This is a genomic window from Paraburkholderia graminis, from assembly GCF_003330785.1.
In the GTDB taxonomy this organism is placed as follows: domain Bacteria; phylum Pseudomonadota; class Gammaproteobacteria; order Burkholderiales; family Burkholderiaceae; genus Paraburkholderia; species Paraburkholderia graminis.
The window spans coordinates 220,564-244,563 of the sequence record NZ_CP024936.1; the positions used below are offsets into that span (position 1 = coordinate 220,564).

Annotated in this window: 22 protein-coding genes and 4 pseudogenes; 9 read left to right on the forward strand and 17 right to left on the reverse strand. The window is 61.5% G+C overall.

The window, feature by feature from the left end; genetic code table 11:
* Positions 1 to 23 precede the first annotated feature (23 nt).
* Genes CUJ91_RS32545 through CUJ91_RS32555 form a run of 3 tightly spaced genes read left to right on the forward strand, consistent with a single transcriptional unit; the run spans position 24 to position 3,192 of the window.
* Positions 24 to 1,256 carry a site-specific integrase gene (locus tag CUJ91_RS32545; RefSeq protein WP_114158279.1) on the forward strand — a complete coding sequence of 411 codons (1,233 nt, stop codon included), beginning with the start codon at positions 24 to 26 and terminating at the stop codon, positions 1,254 to 1,256.
* Positions 1,253 to 2,200, forward strand: a complete 948-nt coding sequence (locus CUJ91_RS32550) for a tyrosine-type recombinase/integrase (protein ID WP_029971664.1) — start codon at positions 1,253 to 1,255, stop codon at positions 2,198 to 2,200. The genes CUJ91_RS32545 and CUJ91_RS32550 overlap by 4 nt, the downstream gene beginning before the upstream one ends.
* On the forward strand, positions 2,197 to 3,192 hold the full coding sequence (locus CUJ91_RS32555; protein WP_029971665.1) for a tyrosine-type recombinase/integrase: 996 nt from the start codon (positions 2,197 to 2,199) through the stop codon (positions 3,190 to 3,192). The genes CUJ91_RS32550 and CUJ91_RS32555 overlap by 4 nt, the downstream gene beginning before the upstream one ends.
* 120 nt (positions 3,193 to 3,312) lie before the next feature.
* Here the strand turns inward: CUJ91_RS32555 and tnpC are convergent.
* The 3 genes and pseudogenes from tnpC to tnpA all read right to left on the reverse strand — a co-directional run.
* A pseudogene (gene tnpC, locus CUJ91_RS32560) lies at positions 3,313 to 4,656 on the reverse strand (IS66 family transposase); the annotation flags it as partial.
* A gap of 63 nt (positions 4,657 to 4,719) precedes the next feature.
* Positions 4,720 to 5,058, reverse strand: coding sequence for an IS66 family insertion sequence element accessory protein TnpB (gene tnpB, locus CUJ91_RS32565; protein WP_161966615.1), 339 nt, complete (start codon positions 5,056 to 5,058; stop codon positions 4,720 to 4,722).
* Positions 5,055 to 5,447, reverse strand: a complete 393-nt coding sequence (gene tnpA / locus CUJ91_RS32570) for an IS66-like element accessory protein TnpA (protein WP_114158280.1) — start codon at positions 5,445 to 5,447, stop codon at positions 5,055 to 5,057. Before tnpA ends, tnpB begins: the two co-directional genes overlap by 4 nt.
* A 60-nt stretch (positions 5,448 to 5,507) precedes the next feature.
* On the opposite strand from tnpA, the gene CUJ91_RS32575 reads away from it, so the two are divergent.
* The gene (locus CUJ91_RS32575; protein WP_114158281.1) at positions 5,508 to 5,771 is read left to right on the forward strand and encodes a hypothetical protein; all 264 of its coding nucleotides are present in this window, start codon (positions 5,508 to 5,510) and stop codon (positions 5,769 to 5,771) included.
* Positions 5,772 to 5,980: 209 nt separating this feature from the next.
* Positions 5,981 to 6,556 carry a DUF308 domain-containing protein gene (locus CUJ91_RS32580; RefSeq protein WP_114158509.1) on the forward strand — a complete coding sequence of 192 codons (576 nt, stop codon included), beginning with the start codon at positions 5,981 to 5,983 and terminating at the stop codon, positions 6,554 to 6,556.
* Between the two features lie 209 nt (positions 6,557 to 6,765).
* Here CUJ91_RS32580 and CUJ91_RS32585 read toward each other — a convergent pair.
* From CUJ91_RS32585 to CUJ91_RS32610, 6 genes and pseudogenes are all read right to left on the reverse strand, one after another.
* Positions 6,766 to 6,946: pseudogene (locus CUJ91_RS32585) on the reverse strand (type II toxin-antitoxin system YoeB family toxin); the annotation flags it as partial.
* Positions 6,943 to 7,122 (reverse strand): annotated as a pseudogene (locus tag CUJ91_RS32590) (type II toxin-antitoxin system Phd/YefM family antitoxin); the annotation flags it as partial. The pseudogenes CUJ91_RS32590 and CUJ91_RS32585, both read right to left, overlap by 4 nt.
* Before the next feature lie 199 nt (positions 7,123 to 7,321).
* A complete protein-coding gene (locus tag CUJ91_RS32595) occupies positions 7,322 to 7,789 on the reverse strand; it encodes a (2Fe-2S)-binding protein (protein WP_114158283.1) in 468 nt (155 codons plus the stop codon).
* Entirely contained in the window at positions 7,786 to 8,646 is an 861-nt protein-coding gene (locus CUJ91_RS32600) for an FAD binding domain-containing protein (RefSeq protein WP_114158284.1), read from the reverse strand. The genes CUJ91_RS32595 and CUJ91_RS32600 overlap by 4 nt, the downstream gene beginning before the upstream one ends.
* A complete protein-coding gene (locus tag CUJ91_RS32605; RefSeq protein ID WP_244231173.1) occupies positions 8,643 to 11,084 on the reverse strand; it encodes a xanthine dehydrogenase family protein molybdopterin-binding subunit in 2,442 nt (813 codons plus the stop codon). Before CUJ91_RS32605 ends, CUJ91_RS32600 begins: the two co-directional genes overlap by 4 nt.
* A complete protein-coding gene (locus CUJ91_RS32610) occupies positions 11,081 to 12,418 on the reverse strand; it encodes an MFS transporter (protein ID WP_114158285.1) in 1,338 nt (445 codons plus the stop codon). Before CUJ91_RS32610 ends, CUJ91_RS32605 begins: the two co-directional genes overlap by 4 nt.
* 344 nt (positions 12,419 to 12,762) lie before the next feature.
* Between CUJ91_RS32610 and CUJ91_RS32615 the strand changes: the two genes are divergently transcribed.
* The 3 genes from CUJ91_RS32615 (at position 12,763) to CUJ91_RS32625 (ending at position 15,365) form a co-directional block, all read left to right on the forward strand.
* Positions 12,763 to 13,527 carry an enoyl-CoA hydratase/isomerase family protein gene (locus tag CUJ91_RS32615; RefSeq protein ID WP_114158286.1) on the forward strand — a complete coding sequence of 255 codons (765 nt, stop codon included), beginning with the start codon at positions 12,763 to 12,765 and terminating at the stop codon, positions 13,525 to 13,527.
* 127 nt (positions 13,528 to 13,654) lie between these two features.
* Positions 13,655 to 14,491 (forward strand): SMP-30/gluconolactonase/LRE family protein, encoded by an 837-nt coding sequence (locus CUJ91_RS32620; RefSeq protein ID WP_244231175.1) that lies wholly within the window; start codon positions 13,655 to 13,657, stop codon positions 14,489 to 14,491.
* Positions 14,492 to 14,582: 91 nt separating this feature from the next.
* Positions 14,583 to 15,365 (forward strand): TetR/AcrR family transcriptional regulator, encoded by a 783-nt coding sequence (locus tag CUJ91_RS32625; protein WP_114158288.1) that lies wholly within the window; start codon positions 14,583 to 14,585, stop codon positions 15,363 to 15,365.
* Positions 15,366 to 15,483: 118 nt separating this feature from the next.
* Here the strand turns inward: CUJ91_RS32625 and CUJ91_RS32630 are convergent.
* The 6 genes and pseudogenes from CUJ91_RS32630 to bdcA all read right to left on the reverse strand — a co-directional run bounded on the left by CUJ91_RS32630 (position 15,484) and on the right by bdcA (position 19,736).
* A pseudogene (locus CUJ91_RS32630) lies at positions 15,484 to 16,228 on the reverse strand (SDR family oxidoreductase).
* A gap of 32 nt (positions 16,229 to 16,260) precedes the next feature.
* Complete coding sequence (locus tag CUJ91_RS32635) at positions 16,261 to 16,563, reverse strand: EthD family reductase (RefSeq protein WP_114158289.1); 303 nt, start codon at positions 16,561 to 16,563, stop codon at positions 16,261 to 16,263.
* A gap of 217 nt (positions 16,564 to 16,780) precedes the next feature.
* Positions 16,781 to 17,614 carry an NAD(P)-dependent oxidoreductase gene (locus CUJ91_RS32640; protein ID WP_244231177.1) on the reverse strand — a complete coding sequence of 278 codons (834 nt, stop codon included), beginning with the start codon at positions 17,612 to 17,614 and terminating at the stop codon, positions 16,781 to 16,783.
* A gap of 57 nt (positions 17,615 to 17,671) precedes the next feature.
* Positions 17,672 to 18,664, reverse strand: a complete 993-nt coding sequence (locus tag CUJ91_RS32645; protein ID WP_114158290.1) for an alpha/beta hydrolase — start codon at positions 18,662 to 18,664, stop codon at positions 17,672 to 17,674.
* A 13-nt stretch (positions 18,665 to 18,677) separates the two neighbouring features.
* Positions 18,678 to 18,992: an EthD family reductase gene (locus tag CUJ91_RS32650; protein WP_114158291.1), complete on the reverse strand. Its 315-nt coding sequence runs from the start codon at positions 18,990 to 18,992 to the stop codon at positions 18,678 to 18,680.
* A 15-nt stretch (positions 18,993 to 19,007) separates the two neighbouring features.
* On the reverse strand, positions 19,008 to 19,736 hold the full coding sequence (gene bdcA, locus CUJ91_RS32655) for an SDR family oxidoreductase (protein WP_114158292.1): 729 nt from the start codon (positions 19,734 to 19,736) through the stop codon (positions 19,008 to 19,010).
* Positions 19,737 to 19,896: 160 nt separating this feature from the next.
* Between bdcA and CUJ91_RS32660 the strand changes: the two genes are divergently transcribed.
* Positions 19,897 to 20,406, forward strand: a complete 510-nt coding sequence (locus CUJ91_RS32660) for a TetR/AcrR family transcriptional regulator (protein WP_153067659.1) — start codon at positions 19,897 to 19,899, stop codon at positions 20,404 to 20,406.
* Positions 20,407 to 21,732: 1,326 nt separating this feature from the next.
* Here CUJ91_RS32660 and CUJ91_RS32670 read toward each other — a convergent pair.
* Positions 21,733 to 22,623: a nucleotidyl transferase AbiEii/AbiGii toxin family protein gene (locus CUJ91_RS32670; protein WP_114158294.1), complete on the reverse strand. Its 891-nt coding sequence runs from the start codon at positions 22,621 to 22,623 to the stop codon at positions 21,733 to 21,735.
* Positions 22,613 to 23,629 (reverse strand): type IV toxin-antitoxin system AbiEi family antitoxin, encoded by a 1,017-nt coding sequence (locus CUJ91_RS32675; protein WP_114158295.1) that lies wholly within the window; start codon positions 23,627 to 23,629, stop codon positions 22,613 to 22,615. The genes CUJ91_RS32670 and CUJ91_RS32675 overlap by 11 nt, the downstream gene beginning before the upstream one ends.
* Between the last annotated feature and the right edge of the window lie 371 nt (positions 23,630 to 24,000).

Sequence of the window (24,000 nt, forward strand, 5' to 3'; positions counted from 1 at the left end):
ACGCGCTGGCCAGGAGAGATCAGATGAATGCAACACGCACAGTCAGCGAATCCGGCGGGCTGCCGGCCCATCACATCGATGCATTTCTTGATCGTCTACGGACGGCACACTATTCCGAGGTATCGCTTCGCAAGAAACGAAGAGTCCTGTGCGCGTTCTCTGGGTGGATGAAGAACAGGAACATTGACCTGATCGATCTCGATGAGTCTGTCACGGCTCGTTTTTTGAATCGCATGATCGACGCTTCACGAGACCGCGTCCAGCGTGCGCGTCCCACCTTAGGGCAGTTTCTTGCCTATCTGCGCGCGGAAGCCATTGTGTGTTCGCCGACATTGGGCGGCCAGTCCGAGATTGCGCGCATTTATCGCCGATACCTGGACCATCTGAGGCAGGATCGTGGACTCGCGAAGAACTCTCTGCTCGTCTACGGTCCGTTCATTCGCGACTTTCTCGACAGCCACTCGGCCGGCGACGGAAGTGTTTTGCCCGATGCATTTGACGCCGTAACGATCCGAGATCATTTCCTTGCCTACAGCAAAGGTCGATCGGCGGAGTACACGCGGCTGATGGCAGTTGCGCTTCGCTCGTTCTGCCATTTCCTCTTTCTGCGCGGCGATACGATCCGAGACCTGTATGAATCAGTGCCCTCGGTTCGTAAGTGGCGACAGTCAACGGTACCGATGTTCCTCACGCCTGAGCAGCAAGAAGCGCTCATTGCATCTGCAGACCGGTCGACTCCGACTGGGCGCCGCGACTACGCAATCCTGCTGTTGTTGGCGCGGCTCGGTCTACGTGCCGGAGAAATAGTTGCCATGCAGCTCGACGACATTCAGTGGCGTTCGGGGGAACTCGTCGTTCATGGCAAGGGGCAGATGGTGGAGCACGTCCCCCTGCCATCGGAGGTCGGAGAAGCAATCGCTACTTATCTCCGCGATGGTCGCGGAGCAGGTGCATCGCGGCACGTATTCCTTCGCAGATTGGCACCCCGGGTTGGTCTGGCGGGACCGGCGGCGATTGGCAAGATTGTTTGTCAGGCCTTCGCACGTGCAGGTTTCCGCCCCGCGTGCCGTGGTGCCGCACATCTGTTTCGTCACGGTCTGGCGACGACGATGATTCGTCACGGTGCGTCGATGGCGGAAATAGCCGAGGTCTTGCGGCATCGCTCACAGGACAGTACCGCGATCTACGCAAAGGTCGCGTTTGAGGACCTGCGCGGGGTCGCGCGTTCGTGGCCCACAGCGGGAGGTGCAATATGACTGCGATTCGCGAGTCTCTCGCCCGGTATGTGGCAGTCCGCCGTGCTCTCGGGGCGTCATTCTATGAGCCTGCATTGGCACTCGGTCATTTCGTTGATCTGCTGGAACGCGAAGGCGCCGAGTTCATTACAACCGATCTGGCTCTGCGCTGGGCGACGACGCCCGTACTCGTCGAACGCGCCACGTGGGGGCGGCGCCTCTCTCAAGTGAGAGGATTTGCCAGATGGATGAACGTGATTGACAGTCGAAACCAGATTCCTCCAGCAGGACTCCTCAGTGCCCGAAGACGGCGCAACGCCCCGCATATTTACACTGAGCAGGAAATTGATCTGCTTATGACCCGCGCCGCTCAACTGCGATCCCGAACCGGCATGCGAGCACTGACCTATTCGACGCTCATAGGGCTGCTTGTAGCGACGGGCCTCAGGCCAGGCGAAGCGCTTCGGCTCGACCGGTGCGACGTTGACCTCGTCAGCGGGATACTGTCCATCCGGGAATCGAAGTTCGGCAAATCCCGCTTTGTTCCTGTAGCAGAGTCTTCCAGGGTGGCACTCGAACACTATGCCCGGAAACGCGATCAACTCTGTCCTGTACGATTGAGCGAGGCGTTCCTGGTTAGTGAGCGCGGCAAGCGACTGAAGGCAGGCACTGCACGAAGCATGTTCGTCAGAATGTCGCGCGCTGTTGGTCTGCGATCGGCGACAGAGGACGGGCGCGATGGTTACGGCCCGCGCCTCCAGGACTTCCGGCATAGCTTCGCGACTGGAAGGCTGGTCGAATGGTATCGCGCCGGTCTGGACGTGAGTCGGGAATTGCCGAAACTTGCCGCATACCTCGGGCATGTCAACATCGGCCTTACGTACTGGTACATCGAAGCGGTTCCTGAGTTGCTTGAACTCGCGGCAGCCTATCTCGACAGGGACTGTCCGGGAGAACGGCCGTGAGCGCCGCCAGCCTCCCAGCCCTCGTTCAGCGCTTCTTCACCCAGCGCCTGCTCGAGCAGCAAGGTCTGAGTTCGCATACGGTGGCAAGTTACCGGGACACGTTCCGGCTGCTGCTGGCGTTCGCCACGAAGCATATCGGGCGCGCGCCGTCAAAGCTGCGAATCGAGGACTTCGACGTGTCGTTGATCGAGCAATTCCTGCAGCACCTCGAACATGGCAGAGGCAATTCGGTGCGCACACGCAACACGCGGCTTGCTGCCGTGCATGCCTTCTTCCGGTTCGTCGCAGTCAGCGAGCCTGCGTTGTTTCTGCAGTGTCAGCGTATTCTTGCAATCCCATCCAAACGCTGCGAGCACGGCCCGGTTGAGTTTCTGACCGAGAGCGAGGCCGCCGCTCTGGTAGGGGCGCCTGACGTACGAAACTGGATCGGCAACCGCGACCGAACGCTGCTTCTTGTAGCGGTTCAAACGGGCCTGCGCAATAGCGAATTGACCGCACTCCGGCGTCAGGATGTGACGCTCGGCACAGGCGCCCACGTTCGTTGCCTCGGCAAAGGCAGAAAGATGAGATGTACTCCGCTGCGACCGGATGTAGTTGCCGTCCTGAAACAGTGGCTGCTGTATCAACCAGGCGAACCAGGCGATCCGGTCTTCCCCAGTTCGCGCGGTGGTCATCTCAGTGCCGATGCTCTTCAGCAACTCGTGTCGCGTAACGCCGAAATCGCGCGCCTCTCGTGCCCCTCGCTGAAGAAGAAATCAATAACGCCTCATACGCTTCGGCACACGGCCGCGATGAGCCTGATGCATCACGGCGTCGACCTGACCGTGATCGCGCTCTGGCTCGGTCACGAGTCCTCCGAGACTACTCAGATCTATTTGCACGCCGACATGCAACTCAAGGAACGCGCGCTCGCGCACGCGACGGCGAGTGGTCTTGCACCGACACGCTACAAACCTCCAGATCCGTTGCTCGCCTTCCTGGAGGCTCTCTGATAATGCCGACAACCGGAGCGACCGGGAATAGAGATCCGCCAACCGTTGTGTCCGTGGACTCATGACGCGGCATAATCGAGGAGTCGGCATAACGTCATTCATGCCGCTAGCGGCATGACACCAGTTGTTATCTATAGGCACGTGGCCGTCATCGAGATAGCGGGTCAACGCTTCCCATCGTTTAAGACTGTAATCCAGCGCTCTGGCAATCGCCGAACCTTCCGAGACCAGCTTGCGCTGTGCCATCATCCATTCGTAAAGTGCGTCACAGACCGGTTTGGCCCGACTCTGTCGAAGCTTGTGGCGCTCCTCAGCTTGCAGCACTGCAGCGTCGCGCTCGATGTCGTAAAGCGCAGCGAAGAACGGCAGCGCCTGCGCGGCGATCTGGCTGCTGTGATTGGCGTGCAGATCGAAGAACTTGCGTCTCGCGTGGGCCGCACATCCAATTTCAGTGATGCCCTGCTGGAATCCAGCCTTGTACCCACTATAGTCGTCGCATACCAGTTTGCCGTGCCAGCCAGCGAGGAACGCGCGAGCATGTTCGCCTGCACGGCTGTCGGCGAAGTCGTAGACCACGGCGCGCAGCTCACTGTAGTGCGTCGGTGTATACGCCCACAGATAAGCGCGATGTGTCTTGCCTTTGCCGGGACTGAGCATCTGTACCGGCGTCTCATCCGCATGCAGCACACCCTGCTGCAGGATTTCTTCATGCAGCGCGTCGACCAGCGGTTGTAGCTGCACGCCGCACGTACCGACCCATGCGCCCAAAGTCGAGCGCGGTATCGCGACGCCCGCTCTCGCAAAGATATGCTCCTGACGATACAGGGGAAGGTGGTCAGCGTACTTGGCAACCAGCACTGACGCCAGCAGCCCCGAGGTCGGAATGCCCTTGTCGATGACGTGCGCAGGCACCGCGGCCTGCATCAGTGTTTCGCAGTTTCTGCACACCCACTTGCCACGGATATGCCGCTCAACGGTGAACACGCCCGGCGTGTAGTCCAGCTTCTCGCTGATGTCCTCACCGATACGCACGCGCTCGCAGCCACACTGGCATACGGTGCTATGCGGCTCATGGCGAATCTCTGTGCGCGGCAATTGCGCCGGCAGCGCTGCACGCTTCGGTTGCTGGGGTAGAGGCTCGGCTGTGGCTTGTGGCTGAAGTTGGTCGAGCTCAACTTCAATGGCGGCGAGATCTGCGTCAATCGCCTCATCCAGCAGGTTCATCTGATCGCTGCTGAGCTGCTCGCTGCGCCTGCCAAACTGATGGCGTCTGAGAATCGATATCTCGTGGGTCAACTGGTCGATGCGGGTCTGACGGTACCGTAGCTCCCGGTCCTTCTCACCGACCTCCCGGGTCCTCTCCTCAATCTCCCTGTCCCGGTCCTCGACGCGCGCAATCAGTCGTGTGGCGAGCGCACGCAACTGTTCCGGGCTAAGAGCGTTGAGGTCGGCTGGCAGGTCCATGCAGACGAGTCTGCCAGAACCTCGGAGGGCGCGAAAGCGCAACCGTTTACATCCCGGGCATTTTCAAACGACACGGATTACACCGTCCGCGCCGATACGCTGCCACGGCAAACCCACCACTAGACCGGCCAGCTGTTCCTGCGTGAGCGCGTGTTGCTTTGGCTCGCTACCAGCGCGCGGCCAGACGAACTGCCCCTCGTTGAGCCGCCGTGCGGCAAGCCAGATGCCGATCCCGTCGTGAACCAGCACCTTCAGGCGGTTGGCTCGCCGGTTGGCGAACAGGTAAGCATGGTGCGGATGCGCGGCGCCAAACACGGTGATCACCCGACCCAGTGCCGTATCAAAGCCGGCCCGCATGTCCAGCGGGTCAACTGCCAGCCACACCTGGTCAATGCGGATCATGCAAGCCACTCGCGCAGCCAGGCAGCGCATTGCGCTGCCTCCGAGCTTGGCCAGCTAACCGTTATCGACTGGTCTGCGCGACGAACCTCGACGCGAATCTCCGCTGTACGCGTGCTTCGCGTCTCAAGAGGCAACGGTACGAATTCCGGTGCCGTCGCCGCTGTCAATGGCGCTGCCACGTCGCGACGCGCCACCAGCACACATTCGTTCGTTTCGGCCTGGTCGACCCACCGTCGAAGCAGATTCGCGTTCAGCTTGTGGCGCAATGCGATGGCCGCGAGCGATACCCCGGGCCCCTGGCAAGCTGCCACTACCTGAGCCTTGAACTCGACGCTGTAGCGCCGACGTCGTCGACGGCCAGGCGTCGCTCCTTCTTCAATAGTGTTCACGTGTCCACCTAATTAAGTGCACACGATGCTCCCAAGACTTTCAACGCAACTCAAGATGAGATGACCGGGCGCTTACCGTTCGGCGTGTTCGCCGTACTGTCGGGGCTCTTTCGGATCGGCATCGCTGTGGGTCGCCGGCAGGGCGCCGGCACGTCATGGCGAACGATCTCCGACGGCGCGCAAACGGCACTGGCCGGCGCGCTGCTCTCGTGCGAAGCGATGGGTGCCGTCTACTTCGCGATCGTGGCGCTGGGTGACCGATCGGCGGACATCGACGCGCCTGCGCCGGATCGCCTGGAACAGGAGAACGACGGGCCGCCCTGAACGGTACAACCGTCATTGTCGATGCGCGGGATACCCTGCATCGGTTCAGGCAGCAGCGAACCTTCGCCATCGGACATCCGACCGATAGCGGCAGGCCCCGACGATTGAGATACTCGACGCCCTGGATATCCGGTCAGAGCCGCATTCGCATGGCGGCCCCGCCCGTGCGCGTCGGCCGGAACGACGATTCGAAGTACAAAGGAATGCAAATGATCAACCGCCTCCCCGAATTTCATTCCCCCGCCGACGGCGGCTGGCTGAAACGGTACTACTTTTCCAGGGCAATATTCTCGCTGATCTGGGTCGCGATTGCGTTTTCCGTCGGGCGGCAGAGTGCGGCCTGCGCGGCGATTCTGTTAGTCGTTTATCCGGCTTGGGACGCGCTCGCCAATTTCGCTGACCTGGCTCGCAGCGGCGGGGCGGCGGCCAACCGTACGCAGGCGGTCAACGTCGCGATTAGCGCGGCCGCAACCCTGGCGGTATTTACGGCGTTGAATGCGGGCATGCACGCGGTACTCACGGTGTTCGGCATCTGGGCGATGCTCTCCGGTGCGCTTCAACTCGGCACCGCCGTGCGTCGTTGGAAGCATGTGGGCGCACAGTGGGCGATGGTCCTGAGCGGTGCGCAGTCGGCGCTGGCCGGCTTGTTTTTCATTGTCCAAAGCCACGCTTCCGTGCCGCCCGCGATCGTGAAGATCGCAGCCTACGCGGCGATCGGCGCCCTCTATTTCCTGGTATCGACCATCTGGCTGCAGGTGCGGCCAATGCGGCACAGCAATTCGTGATGCTGGGAATTCGCTTGCTGTACGCATTGACGAAGCGTCCAGAAACCCTCCCATTGGCTACCCACCCTCCTTCCGGCGTACGGTCCGAGCGCGGATAGCCAGCGAGAAGAAACGCCGCGTCACGACTGGATTGTCGTCGGCAACGCGACGCCCTTTCAGTGGGCCCATCCGCTTTTCTCTGTCTATCAGTAGTGGTCGCGGCACGCGACCCAAAAACCGGTCAAATTTGGCCATTAGCGGGTCGGGTTTGCCGATACCTTCCAACGGCGAGCCCTGCACGTCCACGATAATTCGATTGATGCGCTTCAGCGTCTTTTCGTTTTGGTCCTGCCAATAGACGTAATCGTCCCACGCCTCGGCGGTCCACATGATCTTCAACGCGCCGCTCATTCGGTGTCATCAACCAGCTTACGGCGCTTTACCTTGCCCGCGCGTGCCTGTGCGATGGAGCGCTCCAGATGAGCTACGTATGCCGGGGAGCGAAGAAGATGGACCGTTTCCACCAAGCTATCGTAGTGCTCCTGAGACATAACAACCGCATTGGGCGCATCGCGGCGGGTAATAAGCCTTGAAAGGCTTTACGGTTGATATCAAACGCCTGAAGCGGCGAAATAGCGCGCGAGAACGGCAACGCACCGGCATCCAATTTCGCGTGAATGAAACCGGGCACGCGATTGGAGTCGTTCACGTGCGGTCAATCCGTTTCTACTTGCGAACGGTGGAAGACGGCCTCTTCGCTACCGCTGCATGCACGAGTCGATGCGCCTACGTGGGCCCCCCATGCGCGGCGCGCCAGATCGCATTGACGATGCTTTCGTAGCCGGTACATCGACACAGATTGCCGCTAATGGCATGTCGAATCTCGTCGTGACTCGGCGACGGATTGCGCTTCAGCAAGTCGGCTGCCGCGATGAGCATGCCGCTCGTGCAGAAGCCGCACTGAAAGCTGTTCTCCGCGATGAAAGCTTCCTGGAGCTTCTCTATCCCGTCGCATCCTTCGATGGTCCGCACGTCGTTTCCCACAATCGACGCGGCCAGTATGAGACAGGACTTTCTCACTTCGCCATCGAGCAACACCGTGCATGCTCCGCAATCGCCGGTGAGACAGCCGACGCGTGTACCTTTCGAATCGAGCGTATCGCGGATCAGTTCGACCAGCAGCAGCCGGGAATCCGCCAGCGCCCTATGCGGCTGGCCGTTGAGCGTGAGCTGGACTTCGATGTCGGCTTTCATGTCTGTCTTTCCATGAGTAAGTCTCGCAGATGCCTCTTCACAACGCCCGGCACGACGGCGCGCCGATATTCGGCATCGGCCAATTCATCGCTCCACCCTTCTCCGACGAGATCCAGCACGCCTGCCGCCGCTCGCTCAACGAAGTCATCGATCTGGCAAGACGCTGACTCGTCGATAATGAAGTGGCGATAAGCGGGCCGGCGACCCGCCGCGCCGACCGCAATCCGCACGCTCTCCTGCTCGCCGCGATGCATCGAGCAGGCCACCGTGACGATAGGCCAGGAACTGGAACTCGCCTTGTATTTCTGATAGCGGCAGGCAACGAGGGTCGAGTCGAGTGGCAAAAGAATGCTGGCCAGAAACTCATCGTCGCGTTTCGCGGTACGGAAGGCATCCACGAAAAATTCGCGAGCGGGAACGTATCGCACGCCTTGCACCGAGCGCAGCTCGAACCTTGCCTCCAGTGCGCAAAGGCAGCCCGGCGCATCCGAGGACGGGTTCGCGTAGCTCACGGATCCGCCCAGCGTGCCCTGATTGACGATGGACGCGCCGCCGGTTACCTGCGCCGCCATCGTCGCGAGAAGTGGAGCATGGCGCGCGACAAGCGGCGAGGCGAGCAGCGTCGCGTAGGTCGCCATTGAACCGATGCGCAGATGTGCGTCTTCCAGCGTTACGTCGTCGAGGCTCAGCGAGGCCAGGCTCATCACATGCGCGGGAAGCACCAGATTTGCCGACATCGACGGTATCAGCATCGTGCCGCCGCCAAGCACCGAAACATCAGCGCCGAAGTTGGCGAGCAACGCAGTGGCCTCGCCGACATCGCGAGGCCGATGAAATTCGAAGCGATGTCCGATCACGCGCAGCGCTCCATCAAGGATGCCATCACGCGGGCGGGCGTCGCCGGTACATGCTTCACGCACCCGTCATCCCCGAGGGCGTCCGCCACGGCATTGCTGACGGCCGCAAGCGCGCCGCCGACGCCCGATTCGCCGGCGCCTTTCATGCCGAGAGGATGAAACGGGTTGAGCGTGATCCGATGGCCGACGCGGATCGGCGGCAGGTCGTCGGCACGCGGCAACAGGTAGCTTTTGAAACGATCCGTGATCATGCGATGCTCGCCGTTGAACTTGATCTGTTCCCAAAGCGCCGCGCCGATCCCCATCACGACCGCTCCTCTGAGCTGGGCCTCGACCAACGCCGGGTTGACCATCGCGCCGCAGTCGTGCACGACGGCATAGTCGAGCAGCTTGCTGTTGCCCGTCGCCATGTCGAGCTGCAGTGCCACGACGTGGACGGAGTACGAAAAAGTCGGATAGGTGGCGATGCGGCCCTGCGCGTCCGGTTCCACCCGCACGTTCTTAGGCGCGAAACTACGGGTGACTTCGAGCGGCAAAGTCACGCCGGCGGCAACCGTGAACGGCCGCAGATGCGCGCTGAGCGCAAGTTCGGCCACTGAAATCTTCGCGCCATCGGCTTCGCGCCATGCGTGGCCGTCTCGCAGCACGATGCCCTCGGCATCGCCGCCGAGGATGTTGGCGGCGCACTGCGCAAGCCGCTGGCGAAGCTCCTGTGCTGCGAGATACGCCGCCGTTCCGCCGTACATGAGCGCACGGCTGCTCGCATTGCCGGTGCCCAGAGGCGTCACGTCCGTGTCGCCCTCGATGACACGCACTTGATCGGTGCGCAAACCGAGTTCGCCCGCGACCATTTGCGCGATGCCGGTATCGCTGCCACTGCCGGGCGAGGTCACGCCGGTGAGAACCTGCACGTCGCCCGATGGCATGATGCGGACGGTCGACGTCTCAAAGCCATTCGGGAAATTGCCGGGCCGCGCGCCGCCTTCCGGTGTCAGTTCGAAAGCGATGCCAATGCCGATACGCCATTCGGAAGCCCGCGCGGCATCCGCCCTCGTCCGCCAGCCCGAATAGTCGAACATGGTCAGCAACTGCTCCAGGCCGCCCGGATAGTCTCCGCTGTCTACGTTCAGGCCGGAAGGCAACAGACGTGGCAACGCTTCTCGCGGCACGAGATTGCGCCGTCGCATCTCGACCGGATCCATGCCTGTCTCCTGAGCGAGTAGATCGATGGCGCGCTCGAGCACGAGGTTGCCGATCTCCTTGCCGTATCCGCGTATCGCTTGCCACGGTGGCTGATTGGTGATGGCGAGCGAGCATTCGATTTCGCAATTGTCTATCGCATAGACGGTCGGGAACACGGCTGGCGTGACGAGCGCCATTGCCCAGCTATGACCCGCTCCGACGATGCCGACATCGACCAGCATCCGGTCGCGCCAGCCAATCAGTCTGCCCTCTTCATCCGCTGCGATCTCGAACGTGTGATGCTGCGAGCGCGAGCCCGCAAGCAGCGTCTCACGCCGCTCCTCGACCCATGCCACCGTGCGCCGTGTGAGCTTGCTGAACAGCGCGACCAACACTTCCTCCGGGTGTCCGGCCATCTTCAACCCGAATGTCCCGCCGATGCGCGGCGCAATCACGCGCACCTGAGTCTCTCTGACGCGCAGCGCAGCGGCGAGCAGCCACCGGCTCGTGTGAGGATTCTGGAATGTGCCCGTCAATGTGTAGCGTTCGCCGCGTGCATCCCACTCGGCCACATAGCACAGCGTCTCCATTGGCGCGCTCGTGGAGGATCCTATCGTCAGTTCGCCCCGCGCGACATGCGCCGCGCGCGCGAAGGCGGCATCGGCGTCGCCGGACCGGATGCGATCGCACACCAGCAGGTTCGTGTCCCACCCGGGCTGGACGATCGGCGCATCGTCGCGCAACGCGTCGCGTGCGCTCGCCGTGGGCGCATGCACCTCGTATTCCACGCGTATTTTCGCAAGCGCGGCTTGCGCATCATGCACCGAAGTTGCAACGAGAGCCGCCAGCGGTTGGCCGAAGTAAGTCGCCTGTCCGAGCGCGAGACACCGGCTTTGCAAGGGACCGCGTGCGCCTCGCGCGGGCAGGTCCATCGCTGGCGGCATCGCGTCGCTCATGCGCGCCGCCTCTTCCCCGGTGAGTCCTGCGACCACTCCCGGCATTGCAAGCGCCTCGGATAGGTCGATCGAGACGATCGCAGCGCATGCGTGGGGGCTGCGTAGTATGGCGAGATGAAGCGAACCGGCGGGAATCAGATCGGCGCTATAGTCCACGCGTCCCGACACGAAACGCGCGCCATCCAGCCGTGTCTCGTTCTTTCCGAGCAAGCTTCCCGCAGACGCATCCTTGAAAGGCTGTTCCATGTCTGCGGCGTCCGGTCCCGCTAGCGCGGGCGTCATGGTTGATTCGTGCGTCATTGTTCGGCCGCTCCTTCGATGCGCACGCACAATATCGCGCACGCGCCAAGCGCCAGCAACGTCGTCATCAGATAGAGTCCGCTGCTCAGCGTGCCGCTCAACGCCTTGAGCCAGCCCATCGCGAACGGACTGAAGAATCCGCCCAGCAAGCCGAGGCTGTTGACGAATCCGATCGCTCCGGCGGCCGCGGGCGACCCCGCGAAGTAGTCCGATGCGAGCGACCAGATCAGCGGTAACGTAACGAAAATGGTGGTCGATGCAATCGAGAGCAGCGCCATGGTGACAATCAGGTCTCTCTGTAGAAGCGGGAGCAGCGAGAGCGCGACCGCGCCTACAAACGCCGCGAGCGCTCCGTGCCAGCGACGCTCCAGCAGCCGGTCCGAACTGCGGCAGATCAGCACCATTCCGATGGCCGCGATGCCGTACGGCAACGCCGAGAGCCAGCCAATGTGCTCCACGCTCGTTGCCCCGGCGCTCTTCAGCACTGTCGGCAGCCAGAAGCTCAGCGCATAGGTGCCACAGATGAACGTGAAATAGGCGAAGCTCATCAGATACACCTTGGGGTCGCCGATCACTTGCCGAAGCCCTCCGGCATGCACCGTCTCGATGCTCTCGCCTTCGTTGCGCAACGCTTGGCGCAAGCTCTCGCGTTCCGACCCGCTAAGCCACTTCGCGCCTTCTATGCCATCGGACAGTGTGAACCAGGTCACGATTCCGAGCAGCACCGCAGGCGCCGCTTCGACGATGTAGAGCCATTGCCAGCCCGCGAGATTGGCCAGACCGCCAAGGTGCGACATCGCCCAGCCCGATACCGGACCGCCGATCATTCCGGCGATCGGAAAGCCCGTCATGAAGACGCCCAGAATCTGGCCGCGCCGCTGGCGCGGAAACCATAGGCCCAGATAGTAGACCACACCTGGAAAGAAGCCGGCCTCGAATACGCCAAGAAGGAAGCGCAACACGTAGAACGCCGCGGGGCTCGAAACTGTAGCCATCGCGCACCCTGTAATACCCCACAGCACCATAATGCGCGTGATGGTCTTGCGCGCGCCGATGCGCTGCAGCAGCAGGTTGCTAGGCACTTCGAACAGAAAGTAGCCGATGAAGAAGATACCGGCGCCCAGACCATACACCGCGTCGCTGAATCCCAACGCCTCCTGCATCTGCAGTTTGGCGAAACCAACGTTGATGCGATCCAGATAAGCGACCACATAGCACACCATCAGGAGCGGCATGAGCCGCAACGCGACTTTGAGATAAAGAGCGCTTCGCGCGTCGTCCTCGGCCCTCATATCGGCTGGCGTGTCTACATCGAAAGCGATTTTGCGGAACATGATGACTCCCTCAACGAAGATGGAGGGAACAACCTGCGATCGACGGAAAGCGATTCATGAAGGTGTCTCCTTGATGCGTCGACGCTCGCGCTCAGGCAGCGTCTGCTCTTGTTGGACCGGGCCCGGGGGCGGAGGATCGTTCACATCGAAAACTGACTGATTGAACAGTTAGTACGGTAGCGGAACAGGAAGCGTGTGGTCAACCGCAAGAACGATAGGACAAACCCTTGTTGACTGATCGATCAGTCAATTCTAATCTTCACGTTGAAAGCCTGTCCGGCTACGCGTCGCGTCGAGTCGCGTAACCGGTGCAAATCCTGGACATTCATCATAAGGACAGAGCCGTGACCATTTTCAACGAATACGCAGACAAGTTCGAGACTATCCGCATGACACGCACAGATGGCGTGCTGGAGATGCACTTTCACACGCATGGGGAACCGCTCGTATGGAATCTGACCGCGCACCGGGAGTTCGAACAGGCGTTCCTCGATGTCGGCCGCGACCGTGAAAACGAGGTCGTCATCATGACGGGCACCGGCGACGCCTTCAGCGGTCCTGCCATCGCGCCCGGCATGCACCAGAACCGCAATTCGATGACGCCCACGATCTACGACCCGATCTACTGGGAGGCAAAGCATCTGCTGATCAACCTGCTCAACATCGAGGCGCCCGTGATCAGCATCATCAACGGACCGGCGGTGCGGCACTCGGAGATTCCACTATTGGGCGACATCGTGCTGGCGTCGCACACGGCGACGATTCAGGACACCGCTCACTTTCAGGGCGGCATGGTCCCAGGCGACGGCATGCATCTGATCATGCCGTTGCTGATGGGACGCGCGCGCGGACACTATTTCCTGCTGACGGGTCAGGAAATTTCCGCCGAGAAAGCACTGGAAATGGGCCTCGTCAACGAAGTCTTGCCGCAGGCGGAACTCCTGCCGCGCGCGCGCGAGCTGGCCAGACTGATGCTCAAGCAGCCCCGGCTCGTGCGACGCTATACACGAACGTGCCTGAATCAGGAACTGAAAGCGCGTTTGCATGACGTACTGGGGTATGGGCTTGCGCTCGAGGGCATCGCTCGAATGAAGGAACCGGCGGGCTGAGGCAGCCCATTGAACACATATTTTCTTCGAATATCAGGATAAAGGAGGTTACATGACTGTCAACAGCATGACGAGACCCATCGATATGATCGGTTCGGTCGTCGACGTGATCGACTCGACACCCGACGTGCTCGGCGAATCGATCATTTGGGATGAAAAGACGCAACTGCTCTGGTGGGTCGACGGAATCGGTCAAGCGATCCATCGACTCGACATATCGAGCGGATCGAAAAAAAGCTGGCCGATGCAGGAAGAGATCGGCAGCATCGGACTGCGTGCCAAAGGTGGATTGATCGTCGGCATGCGCTCGGGCTTTTATTTCTTTTCCCCTGAAACTGGTGAACTGACTGAAATCGCCCGACCCGACGCCGAACGGCCCAAGAACCGCTTCAATGACGGAAAGTGCGACAGATATGGGCGTTATTGGTCCGGCACGGTGGAGGCGGCCGCTTACACGCCGCGCGGGCGCCTGTTCCGACTCGACCCCGATCTCCAGCCCAAACTGATCATGGAAGGCATCACCTGCATCAACGGCATCAGCTTCAGCCCGGATAACCGTCTGATGTACATGACGGATTCGTTCAGTTGCAAGATCGACGTGTTCGACTACGATTCCGTCGATGGTGCCATCTACAATCGTCGCAAGTTCGCCGAAGTGCCGCTCGGGCGCGGCATCTGCGACGGCTCGACGGTCGACGCCGACGGTTGCTTCTGGAGCGCGAACATGGATGGCTGGTGCGTGACGCGCTATGACCCGCGTGGACGCATCGACATGGTCATCAACCTTCCGGTGCGACGCGTGAGCAGCCTGTGCTTCGGCGGCGCTGATCTGGACACCCTCTTCATCACCACGGCGCGCCGTCGGATGAGCGAGAAAGAACTGGCGCAACAGCCGCTTGCCGGCAACGTGCTTGCCGTGCGGCCCGGCGTGAAAGGGCTGCCTGAGCCGGAATTCCTGGGTTGAGACGGTGCTGCGGCCTGCCACAGTCGTTCCGGGCGGCGGCGGGTTGCGATATACTGATTGATCGATCGAATAGCTTCATGAGGATACGGAGATGAAGGTCCAACGTGGAAAGCCCGTGAAGCCCGCCGTCGCGAATCAGGAGTCCGACCGGGCCCAGGGCTCACGTCTCTCGGCTATTCTGAATGCGGCGGAGCGCGCATTCGGCGAGCATGGTTATGCTGGCGCAAGCATGCGGACCATCGCCGAAGGAGCCGGGGTCGCACAAGCGCTCGTGCATTACCACTATGCAACGAAGGACAAGCTTTACGAAGCGGTCTTCGAACGCCGCTCCTCGGCGATCAATCAATACCGCGGCCGGCTGCTCGACGCTCTGTTCGCGGGTAAGCGGACCGCGACAGTCGAAGACGTGCTGACGATTGCTTTTACGCCACTGTCCGAAATCTTCCATGACGAGGACGCCGGCAACCTTGCGTTGTATGTTCAACTGGTGGCGTCTGTCAGCCTGGGCAGTGACGAGCGCTCGCGGCACATCCGCGAAACTTACTATGACCCGATTGCCGAGCGGTTCGTCGATGCGCTCCATGCGGTCGTGCCCGGCATTGCGCGCGAACAGGCGGTTTGGGCCTATCTGTTTTCCGTCGGGGCGCGGCAACAAGCGCATGCGATCAACGGCCGGGCAATGCGTCTGGGCGCAAAGGATCGCACAAAGGAGTCAACGGCGCATTATTCGGAACTGGTCCGCTTCGCGGCAGCAGGGGTTCGTGAGTTGGCGCGCACGGGACAGCAGACGGGCAAGTCCCCTAAGAAGTCGGGTGGCCGGGCCGCGAAGTCTACGACCAGTCGCACGAAGGCACCCCTTAATGGCGCGACTTGATGGCAACGGGTGGTCAATCCGCTCTGACACGAGTGATCGTTAAGCAAGGCGCGTTCTCGTCGAGTTATGACATGCAAGCGCGCCACACCGCTTCACCCGTGCGGCGCACTTCACACACTCAGCGCACGCCTCCCGAACCGACGATGATCTCGCCGGTCACCCAGCGCGCATCGTCCGATGCGAGGTAAGAGACGATCGGCGCGATGTCTTGCACTTGTCCGATGCGACCAAGAGGCGTCCGGGCCTCGTTCCACGCGTGGAACTCCGAACCGATTGCCCCCGCAGCGTGGGTGCCTTCCGTTTCAATCAAGCCGGGGTTCACGGCATTGACCCTGATTCCGCGTGGGCCAAGTTTTCGCGCGAGCACCCCGTGATCGCGTTAACGGCACCTTTCGTGCCGCTGTAGATAGCGCTCTCGGCCGGCAGAACAGCGGTAACGTTCGAGCTGATGTTGATTATGCTGCCGCCCTCGCCCAGATACGGCGCTGCCGCACCCGCGACCAGTAGCGGCCCGAGAACGTTGAGGTCGAACTGCATGCGATAAAGCTCTTCTGTGGTCTCTTCTATCTTCGCGAACTGATAGACACCGGAGTTGTCCACCACAATATCCAAACGCCCAAAGGAGTCGATGGCGCCTCTTATCAGCGCGTCCACGTCGGCCTCTTTGGTGACATCCGCACGCACTGCCACCGCCTTTCCACCAGCCGCTTCTATGTCGGCGACGACCTCGTCAGCGCCACTTTTGCTCGAGGCGTAGTTGACGACGACCTTTGCGCCGTCTGCCGCAAGCTGGCGGGCTATGCCCGCGTCGATACCTTTGCAAGCGCCCGCACGACGGCGACCTTGTCTTTTAGCTTGTTCATGGATTGATTCCAGAATAGGCCAGGTTCGGTGTTTAGAGAGGCGAGAAGATCGTGCGCATAACCAAGGGTGAATCCGTGAAGTTGTTCACGTCCGCCATGATGCGTTCCATCTCCGGTGAAGCAAGAGCCTCCTCGATCGCCGCGGGATCTCGAAATCGATACACCCCGATAGATACCCATCCGTCGCCTTCACCAGCGGGGTAGAACGCGTCAGCCGCCTCAAGGCCATACTGCCCCCAGCACTCCATCGCCAGCGAAAGGTGTTGGGTCGCGTAGTAGTTCTGGTCGAACCGGGTGCTCTTGTCGCCAGTGCATACGACAATCAGTTTGGTCATTCCTTTTCCCGATCAGGTAAAGATTGAAGATGAAGCCGCTTGGGGATGGGGTTGGAAGAGCCCCCCATTTTCGGCGCCCCTACAGCGCAACAACGCAGCTCGTCTTGTTAAATCGCATTGAGCCAAAATTGCGATATAGCAATTGCACTCGTGGACCGTCCGCTGCGTTTTACCTCGAAAGAAAACGTTCCCGCAAAGGGCCGTTGGCCTCCGTTTATTAGGGATTGCCGCATGCAGACTGAAGAGCCGGCGGCCCGACGCTAAGTGCGGCCATCGGCGACCAGTCCCGGTCCCCCATGCCTGCCTCGACTGTCTGCGCCATCCGGCCATGAACGGCTGCCAGCATCGGCAGCACGCGCCCTGCTTCCAGAGCCGCGTCGGATGCCAGGCGCAAATCCTTCAAGCCGAGCGTCGCCTTGAAACCGGGCTCGTAATCCGAATGCATGATCTTCGACGAATAAACCTGATAAGAACGGCTGCCGAAGAGCGTGTTCAGAATCACATCGAAGAAACGTTCGCGCGGCAAGCCGTTTGCCTCCGTCAGCACGACGGCTTCGGCCATCGCCTCAATCGCCATCGTGATCATCATGTTGCAGGCGATCTTCGCCGCATTCGCGGTCGGCGCTTCGGTGCCCAGGTCCCAGATCCGTCCGCCAATCACTTCCAGCAGCGGACGCACTTCCTCCACGGCATCGGGCGCGCCGCCCGCCAGCACGTTCAGTTCGCCCTTCTCGGCGACATCGGGACGGCCGAGCACGGGCGCGGAAACATAACGAAGGCCTGCCTGTTCATGCAACGCGACGAGCTCGCGCGCAAAGGCCACCGAGATTGTCGACGTGACGACGTGCACGAGTCCGCGCTTCGCCTGCGCCAGCATGCCGGATGCGATGAGCGACGAGCGGATCGCGTCGTCGTCGGACAGCATCGTGAGCACGGCATCGCCTTGCAAGGCTTCCACGGGCGACGCGACCATCGTCACGCCGTCGACCGAACCGCCCGAGCGATTCCACGCTTTGACGTCATGTCCCGCGCGCGCCAGATTGCGCGCCATGGCGCGTCACATCGCGCCGAGTCCGATGATCCCTATTTCCATGATGTTCGCTCCTGTTCAATTGAGAGATGCGAGCCATTCGAGCACCGGCGCGAGCGTCGCGTCAGAGTTCTTTTCGTAGATCAGACCGTGGCCGTTGCCATGCACGCCGCGATCTGCCAGATTCAACACCTGCGCCGACGCGCCGCACGCATTCAGAAACGCGGCGGTCGGCGGACTGGCCGCCGCGAACGCCGATGCCTCGGCAGTCACGATGAGAATCGGCGTGTGCGCCAGCGACGGCAGCCGGAACTCGCCGGGCCGCGCCTGCCGCAGCATGGCAGGATCGCTCACGGGCGGCTCGAAACGCAGCGGCGTGGCCGCCGGTCCCCAGCGCATTTCGCCGATGTTGGGAATCGTTGCGAACGGCGGGCCCATTGGTTCGATGGGTGCGATCGCCCTGACGAGCTGCGGACGACGATCCGCGACGAGCCAGCCGTTCGGCCCCGACGCCGAATGCGTGAGCAGGATCGCCGGGCCGATGCGGTCGAGCAGCGCGGCGGTGCGATCCGCGTCCATGGTCTGCGACGCTTCGAGGTCGGCCGGCAGCGGACCATAGCCGGCGATGAACGCATCCATCGCGTCGCCGTCATGGGCGGCGAACGGCCATTGCGTATGTCGCGCATCGTCGCCCGGAAAATAGATCTGACGGCCGCCTTCATAAGAGAACGGCGGTCCCATCGGCCCCAACGTATCGACGTGATACGGCGAGCGCCCGTGCCCCGGGCGGTCCACCACCAACACCGCATAGCCCGCTTCCGCCAGACGCTGCGCCCAGCCGGGCCGGCCGTCCGGCGTATCGAACCACTCGGTGCTTTGAAACCCGCCGCCGTGCATCAGCACGACGGGCCATCGGCGCGTGACGCTTTCGGGCGCCTCCCATTCGACATACATCGGCCCGCGCTGACACGTACGGCCGCCGCTCGTCACGCGCTCGCCCGGAATCCAGAAATGGCCGCGCCGGATCGCGCGCACCGGCGCATGCGCCCACGGCGCGAAATGTGTCCTCATGCGTGTCGCCCTCTCATAGCGGCATCGCGCACAGGCGGCGCGGTGCAATATCGGTGAAACGCGGCACATCAGCCATCACTTCCGCAGCTTCGGGCGAGGCGAAGGCGGTATCGACCGCGGCATCATCGCGAAATCGGCACTCGCAGATCGCCAGCGTCCCGGGCTGCTCCGTCGCCGGAAAGAACGCGGCGACGCTGGTCAGGCCGTATTGCGCCCAGTGATGCATTACCAGCGGCAAGTGACGATCGACGTAATACGTGCGATCGAAGCGCGCGCCGTGCGCGCCCGCGTAGGTGACGTAAAGCGTGACGGTGGAATCGTTAGACATCGTGTGCTCCCTGATTCAGGCGCCGAAGCCGCCGTCGATGGTGTGCATAGCGCCCGTGATGCCGCGCGCGGGCGGCGAGGCGAGATACATGACGAGGCTCGCGACCTCCTGCGCGGCGCCATGACGGCGGATAGCCATCTGGTCATGCATCAATTGCACGAGCGGGCCGTCGGCGGGATTCATGTCGGTATCGGTCGGACCGGGCTGCACCACGTTCACCGTGATGCCGCGCGGGCCGAAGTCGCGCGCAAGGCCGCGCGCCATGCCTTGCAGCGCCGCCTTGCTCATCGCATAGGCAGCGAGGCCGTCGAACGGCACGGTGTCGCCGTGCACCGAACCGATCGCCACGATGCGTCCGCCCTCCGGCATGCGCCGCGCCGCTTCCACCGATGCGTGATACGCGCCGCGCAGGTTCACGTCGATCAGGCGATCGACCGCGTCGGCCTCGAGCGCAAGCGGATCGCCGCTCACGAGCACACCCGCGTTATAGACGAACACGTCGAGCGGGCCCGCAGCCTTGACGGCATCGAGCAGCGCTGTGCGATTCGCGGCATCTGCGTGCACGGCCACCGCACCGGTCTTTTCGGCGACCGTGCAGGCTGCCTCTTCCGAACCCGCATAGGTGAAGCGGACCTGTGCGCCGGCCTCCGCGAAGGCCGTCACGATAGCCGCGCCGATACCGCGGCTGCCGCCAATCACCATAACTGTCTCGCCGCGCCAGTGTGCGTCGTTCGAAAGCGTCATGTCGTGCTCCTTGAATTAAACTAGTGGTCACTATATATTTGACGAAACGTCGACGCAAGGGACTTTTATAGTGGTCACTAATTTAAAAAACGAAGCGAAGCCGGGGCGCGGGCGTCCGCGGTCGTTCGATCCCGAAACCGCGCTTGCCATTGGCCAGCAGATGTTCCACGCAGCGGATTACGATGCGGTTGGCCTGAGCGCGCTGACTAACGCGCTCGGCGTCACCCCTCCGAGCTTCTATACCGCGTTCGGCAGCAAGGCGGTTTTCTTCGCGAGCGTGCTGGAGCGGTACGCGAGCAGCGAACTTGCGCTGAGCGATATCCTGCGCGAAGGTCGACGGCCGGACGAGGCGCTAACGGACCTGTTCGTACGTGCGGCCAAGACTTACTCACATGACCCCGACCGAAGAGGTTGCCTGGTGCTCGAAGCTGCACGCGGTCATGGCGACAGTGAAAGCGCCGTGCTAGCGCGACGGGTTGCGGAACGTCGCCGTGCGCAGGTTCGCGAATTTGTCGCGCGAACCCATCCTCGCGAGGCAAGCGTCGTGACGGATTACGTTTCGAGCGTCATGTCGGGACTGTCCGGCAGCGCACGCGAGGGAATGAGCCAGGCGCGGCTGGTAAGGGTCGCCAGAGCAGCAAGCGAAGGATTGGCAAGTCTGCTGCGCTGAGTCGGCGAGCTCGACATGACTGACGTCGTTGCGCGCGACACTCCCGACGCGACGCCGGTTAGCATCATCACGCCTTGGGGGATGTCCGCCTGAACCATGTCTTCGCGGACAAGCGAAAGGTCTACGCGAAGAACAACGCGGCGATGTAAGTCCGAGCCGGGCTTCAAACAGAATGTCCAACCCACCCAAGTCTTGGCCCGCGCGCCTGACGGAGCTTTGCACCGCAACTGGATTCGCACTGTCGGCTTTTATGGCGACATCTGCACCGCGTTCAGCAAGGGCCAACGCAATGGCCGCACCGATTCCCGTAGTACGAAGCAAAGTTGTCACCAAAAGCGAAGTAATGTTGTCAACACCCGTTTCGTATATCTCAGACAAGTGCTTCGGAACGACGAACCCAGGAAGAACTTCGCCTCACCATAGCGCCGGCACTGTTCGCCATGCTCGGGAAGCTACAGGCCACGGTCGTCACCGCCAAGGCGAATTCTGCATGTCATACGATTTCGGAGATGTCGGACGATGGGATGCGAAGGCTTTGCTGACTGCCTGCTTCGTTGGGACTCACGCTACGCCGATGCGCCACCCGTCGCTGCTTTTACGGTTCAAATCCCTCACACCATCCCCAACGAATGTGTCCCGCGGATGAACATTGATAGCAGTGCCAATCATTGACGTTAGCTCAGTTTTCATGGTGAACGGGCAACCGCCCGCCTCATCTCCTCGCATGAAGGAACTCTGGAATGTTAGACGCACGAAACTTCGCAAACCGCCAACTATGCTCGCCGCTCACTCGAGAATTTGGCAGTCGAGGCCGAACGCGAATTGACACTTTTACTTCGCGCTGATGCGAGGTGACGACATTACTTCGCTGCCGAACGAAGTAATGTCGTCAACGTGGACCTCCCGGCCCTGTCGTGTCGGGCATGGGCCATGCCTTGATTTCCGCCTTAACGCCGGCCGGTATTTGATCGAAGGTTGGTGAATGCGCCGCACTGGTTATAAGAGAGCTTGTTCGACAGGAAAGCAGCGGAAAGATGGCGGCCGACGTCACAGCTAACGGAACGCCTTTCATTAGGAGGTGCCGTCTGCGCATGGACGGCCCCGTTGTCTTGGCAATCATCGAGCCCCCTTTCGCAATTCGCGCGCTGTCGTAGGCACTCGGAGCCTAGGTCACGATGATGCGAAAGTCCAGATACCTCGCGCGTTCCGCATATCGCGAACGGGATTTGACGATCTATCTTCTTAAGCGCATCGCTCGCCCCTTCCTTCAGTATTGCTTGGGAATCGCTCGGAATTCATCGTGGAAAAGCCATTCGAACATCACATCTACTCAGGTAGCGCTCGCAAGACTCGCTCGAACGTCGTTCGAAATGCGTTGAACAGGGCCTCAATCGCACCAGTCCCTTCTCCTTCGAGCTGTAGCATACGGTGTCCCCCTCCCAGCATCTGGTTAAGCAACAGCGGATAGGCTTCGCCTGGTGCCAACGCCTCTATAATTAGCGGCCGGATTGCTGGTGCGACGAGAGCCGCCATGTCCCGTGCGAGAAGTGCGGCTCCAGCGACATCCGGATCGAATCCGTGGGCTTCGAGAAGATCCAGAGCGTCGCCGTCGTAGAGGCGATCGTAGTTACCAGCGTCTGCATATCTCGACATCAGGAACCGCAGATCTGTCGCGTCCCTCGCATGCGCGGTGTGCCTGTCTCGCCACGCGAGGATCTTGAGCATCGCGAGAGCCGGAAGGGACGCTACGAGCACAACGACGTCGTCTGCCAGCTCAACCTCGACGGCCGCTTCCAGCGCTTCGCCAAAACCTGCGACGTTCATCCGGAATGCGCCACCTGGCCATTCAATCTCGCGGTCGCCCTCACGCTCGAGTCCCCCGAAGGGAATGATATCTAGCCACATCCTTTCGCCTGAGTCGGGCGCGGTGTAGTGGAGCCGCTGAGCTTCTCCACTGGGCTCGAACCTTCCTGTCCCGATGAGCGCGTCGCGCAGTTCCCTGTCGCCTTGCCAGCTTTCAATGCACACACCAATGTCGACGTCGGCGGTCGCCCGCGACTGCTCGATCCCGAAACAGTGTGTGGTGAGGATATCGCGGGCCGTCGCCCCGCCCACAAACCATGCTGCGCCGGCTTGATTCGCCGCGATCAGGACGTCGCGCAGGACGGCAATGGACATCTCTGGGAAAGGGTGGGCCTCGTGCAGCTTAATTGCCATGTTGGATGTACCGGTCACGAATCAGCTTCGCGGTTTCGAGGTTGCGCGAGTCACCGCTCGCGACGAGATCGGCGTACACGAGCACGGGATAGACGACGTTGTCGACCAGCCCCGGGGTGCGGTTCAACTCGAAGGGCGCCTTAAGAAATTCAACGTTTCCCGTAGGGTCCGGCCGCAGCCGACCGCGGCTGATCACCTGAGTAGGGATTCCGTTGGTGCAGTACACCGTCACGACCTCCGGCTTCAGATAATTCGTCATGAGCGCAGCGGCCGACTCACCACCCAACATCCACTCGTCGTTCGACGCCAGCATGTCGGTCCACCAGTTCGGCTCCGTCGCGCGGTATCGTCCTAGTTTCAGCGATTCCCTTAGAAGCGAGGGATACAGGGTGACCCATTCATCGAGTAACCGGTCGAAGTGGGTGAAAGCCAGTCCGTCCCTGCGCTCGGTCAGGTCCTTACGCTGCAGTAGCGTTTGCACGGTGGTGTGTGCGGTGCCGGTGCTCACACCGGCGAACATTGCGATCGTGCGTCTGCTTTCGTGGAGTAGCGCTGGCCTAACGAGCAGCGCGAGGATGACCTGAAGCGATCGCTTGGACCAGAGGCTGGGTCGACGGAGCTCTTTGACGCGCGGACGACCGGAAATCAGCACTAGAGTGTTACCGTCTTTCAAGAACGCGTTGCCAGCCTCGTCGATCGCGTTCACGCCAAGGCTGCGGCAGGCCTCGACAAGGGCAGGCGAAAGATACGACGTCACGAGAAGAACATGCCGGGCGTCGTGCAGGCCGCTGGTGGCAGTTAGAGCGGAGAGCCGCTCCTGGCGGTCGATTGAGGGCACTACGACGGCCGCGCGGCGCACCGGCGGATCCAGGTCGAACTCGACTGCGCTGTCGTAGCCGGTGCCAGGCGGCGTTGGCATGACCGACGTCGCAACGCCCGCGCTGACGCTGAATGCCTGCGTGGCGGACGTGAGGAGAGGATCGAGGGCGGCGACTGATGCGTGCATCTGCGACTCCGTTCAATTTTCTCTAGTGTACACGACGCGTGAACGGTAGTAAAAATTGAACGAGACTAGCATCGTGTTGGCATCGGCTGCCAGTTCATGGCACCTATAGCGAGGTAAAAATGAACGCGTGGGTGTTAGCCGTGAACGTTCACTGCATCCTTGAATGCTTTGCCCGCCGAGAACTTATTGGCCGATGAGCGCCTGATGTGAATTGTGCAACGGGTCGGCGCAGCCAAGGAAGGCCGGTCGGCCGGGCACGACCCTGAGCCGCCATTCAGATCACTGCACCAGCAGCGACCGCTCACAAGTTAGTATGAGACGTCCGACTGCGCATGTCGTCTGCTGCCTGCGGCCGGCGAGGACGTAATAGC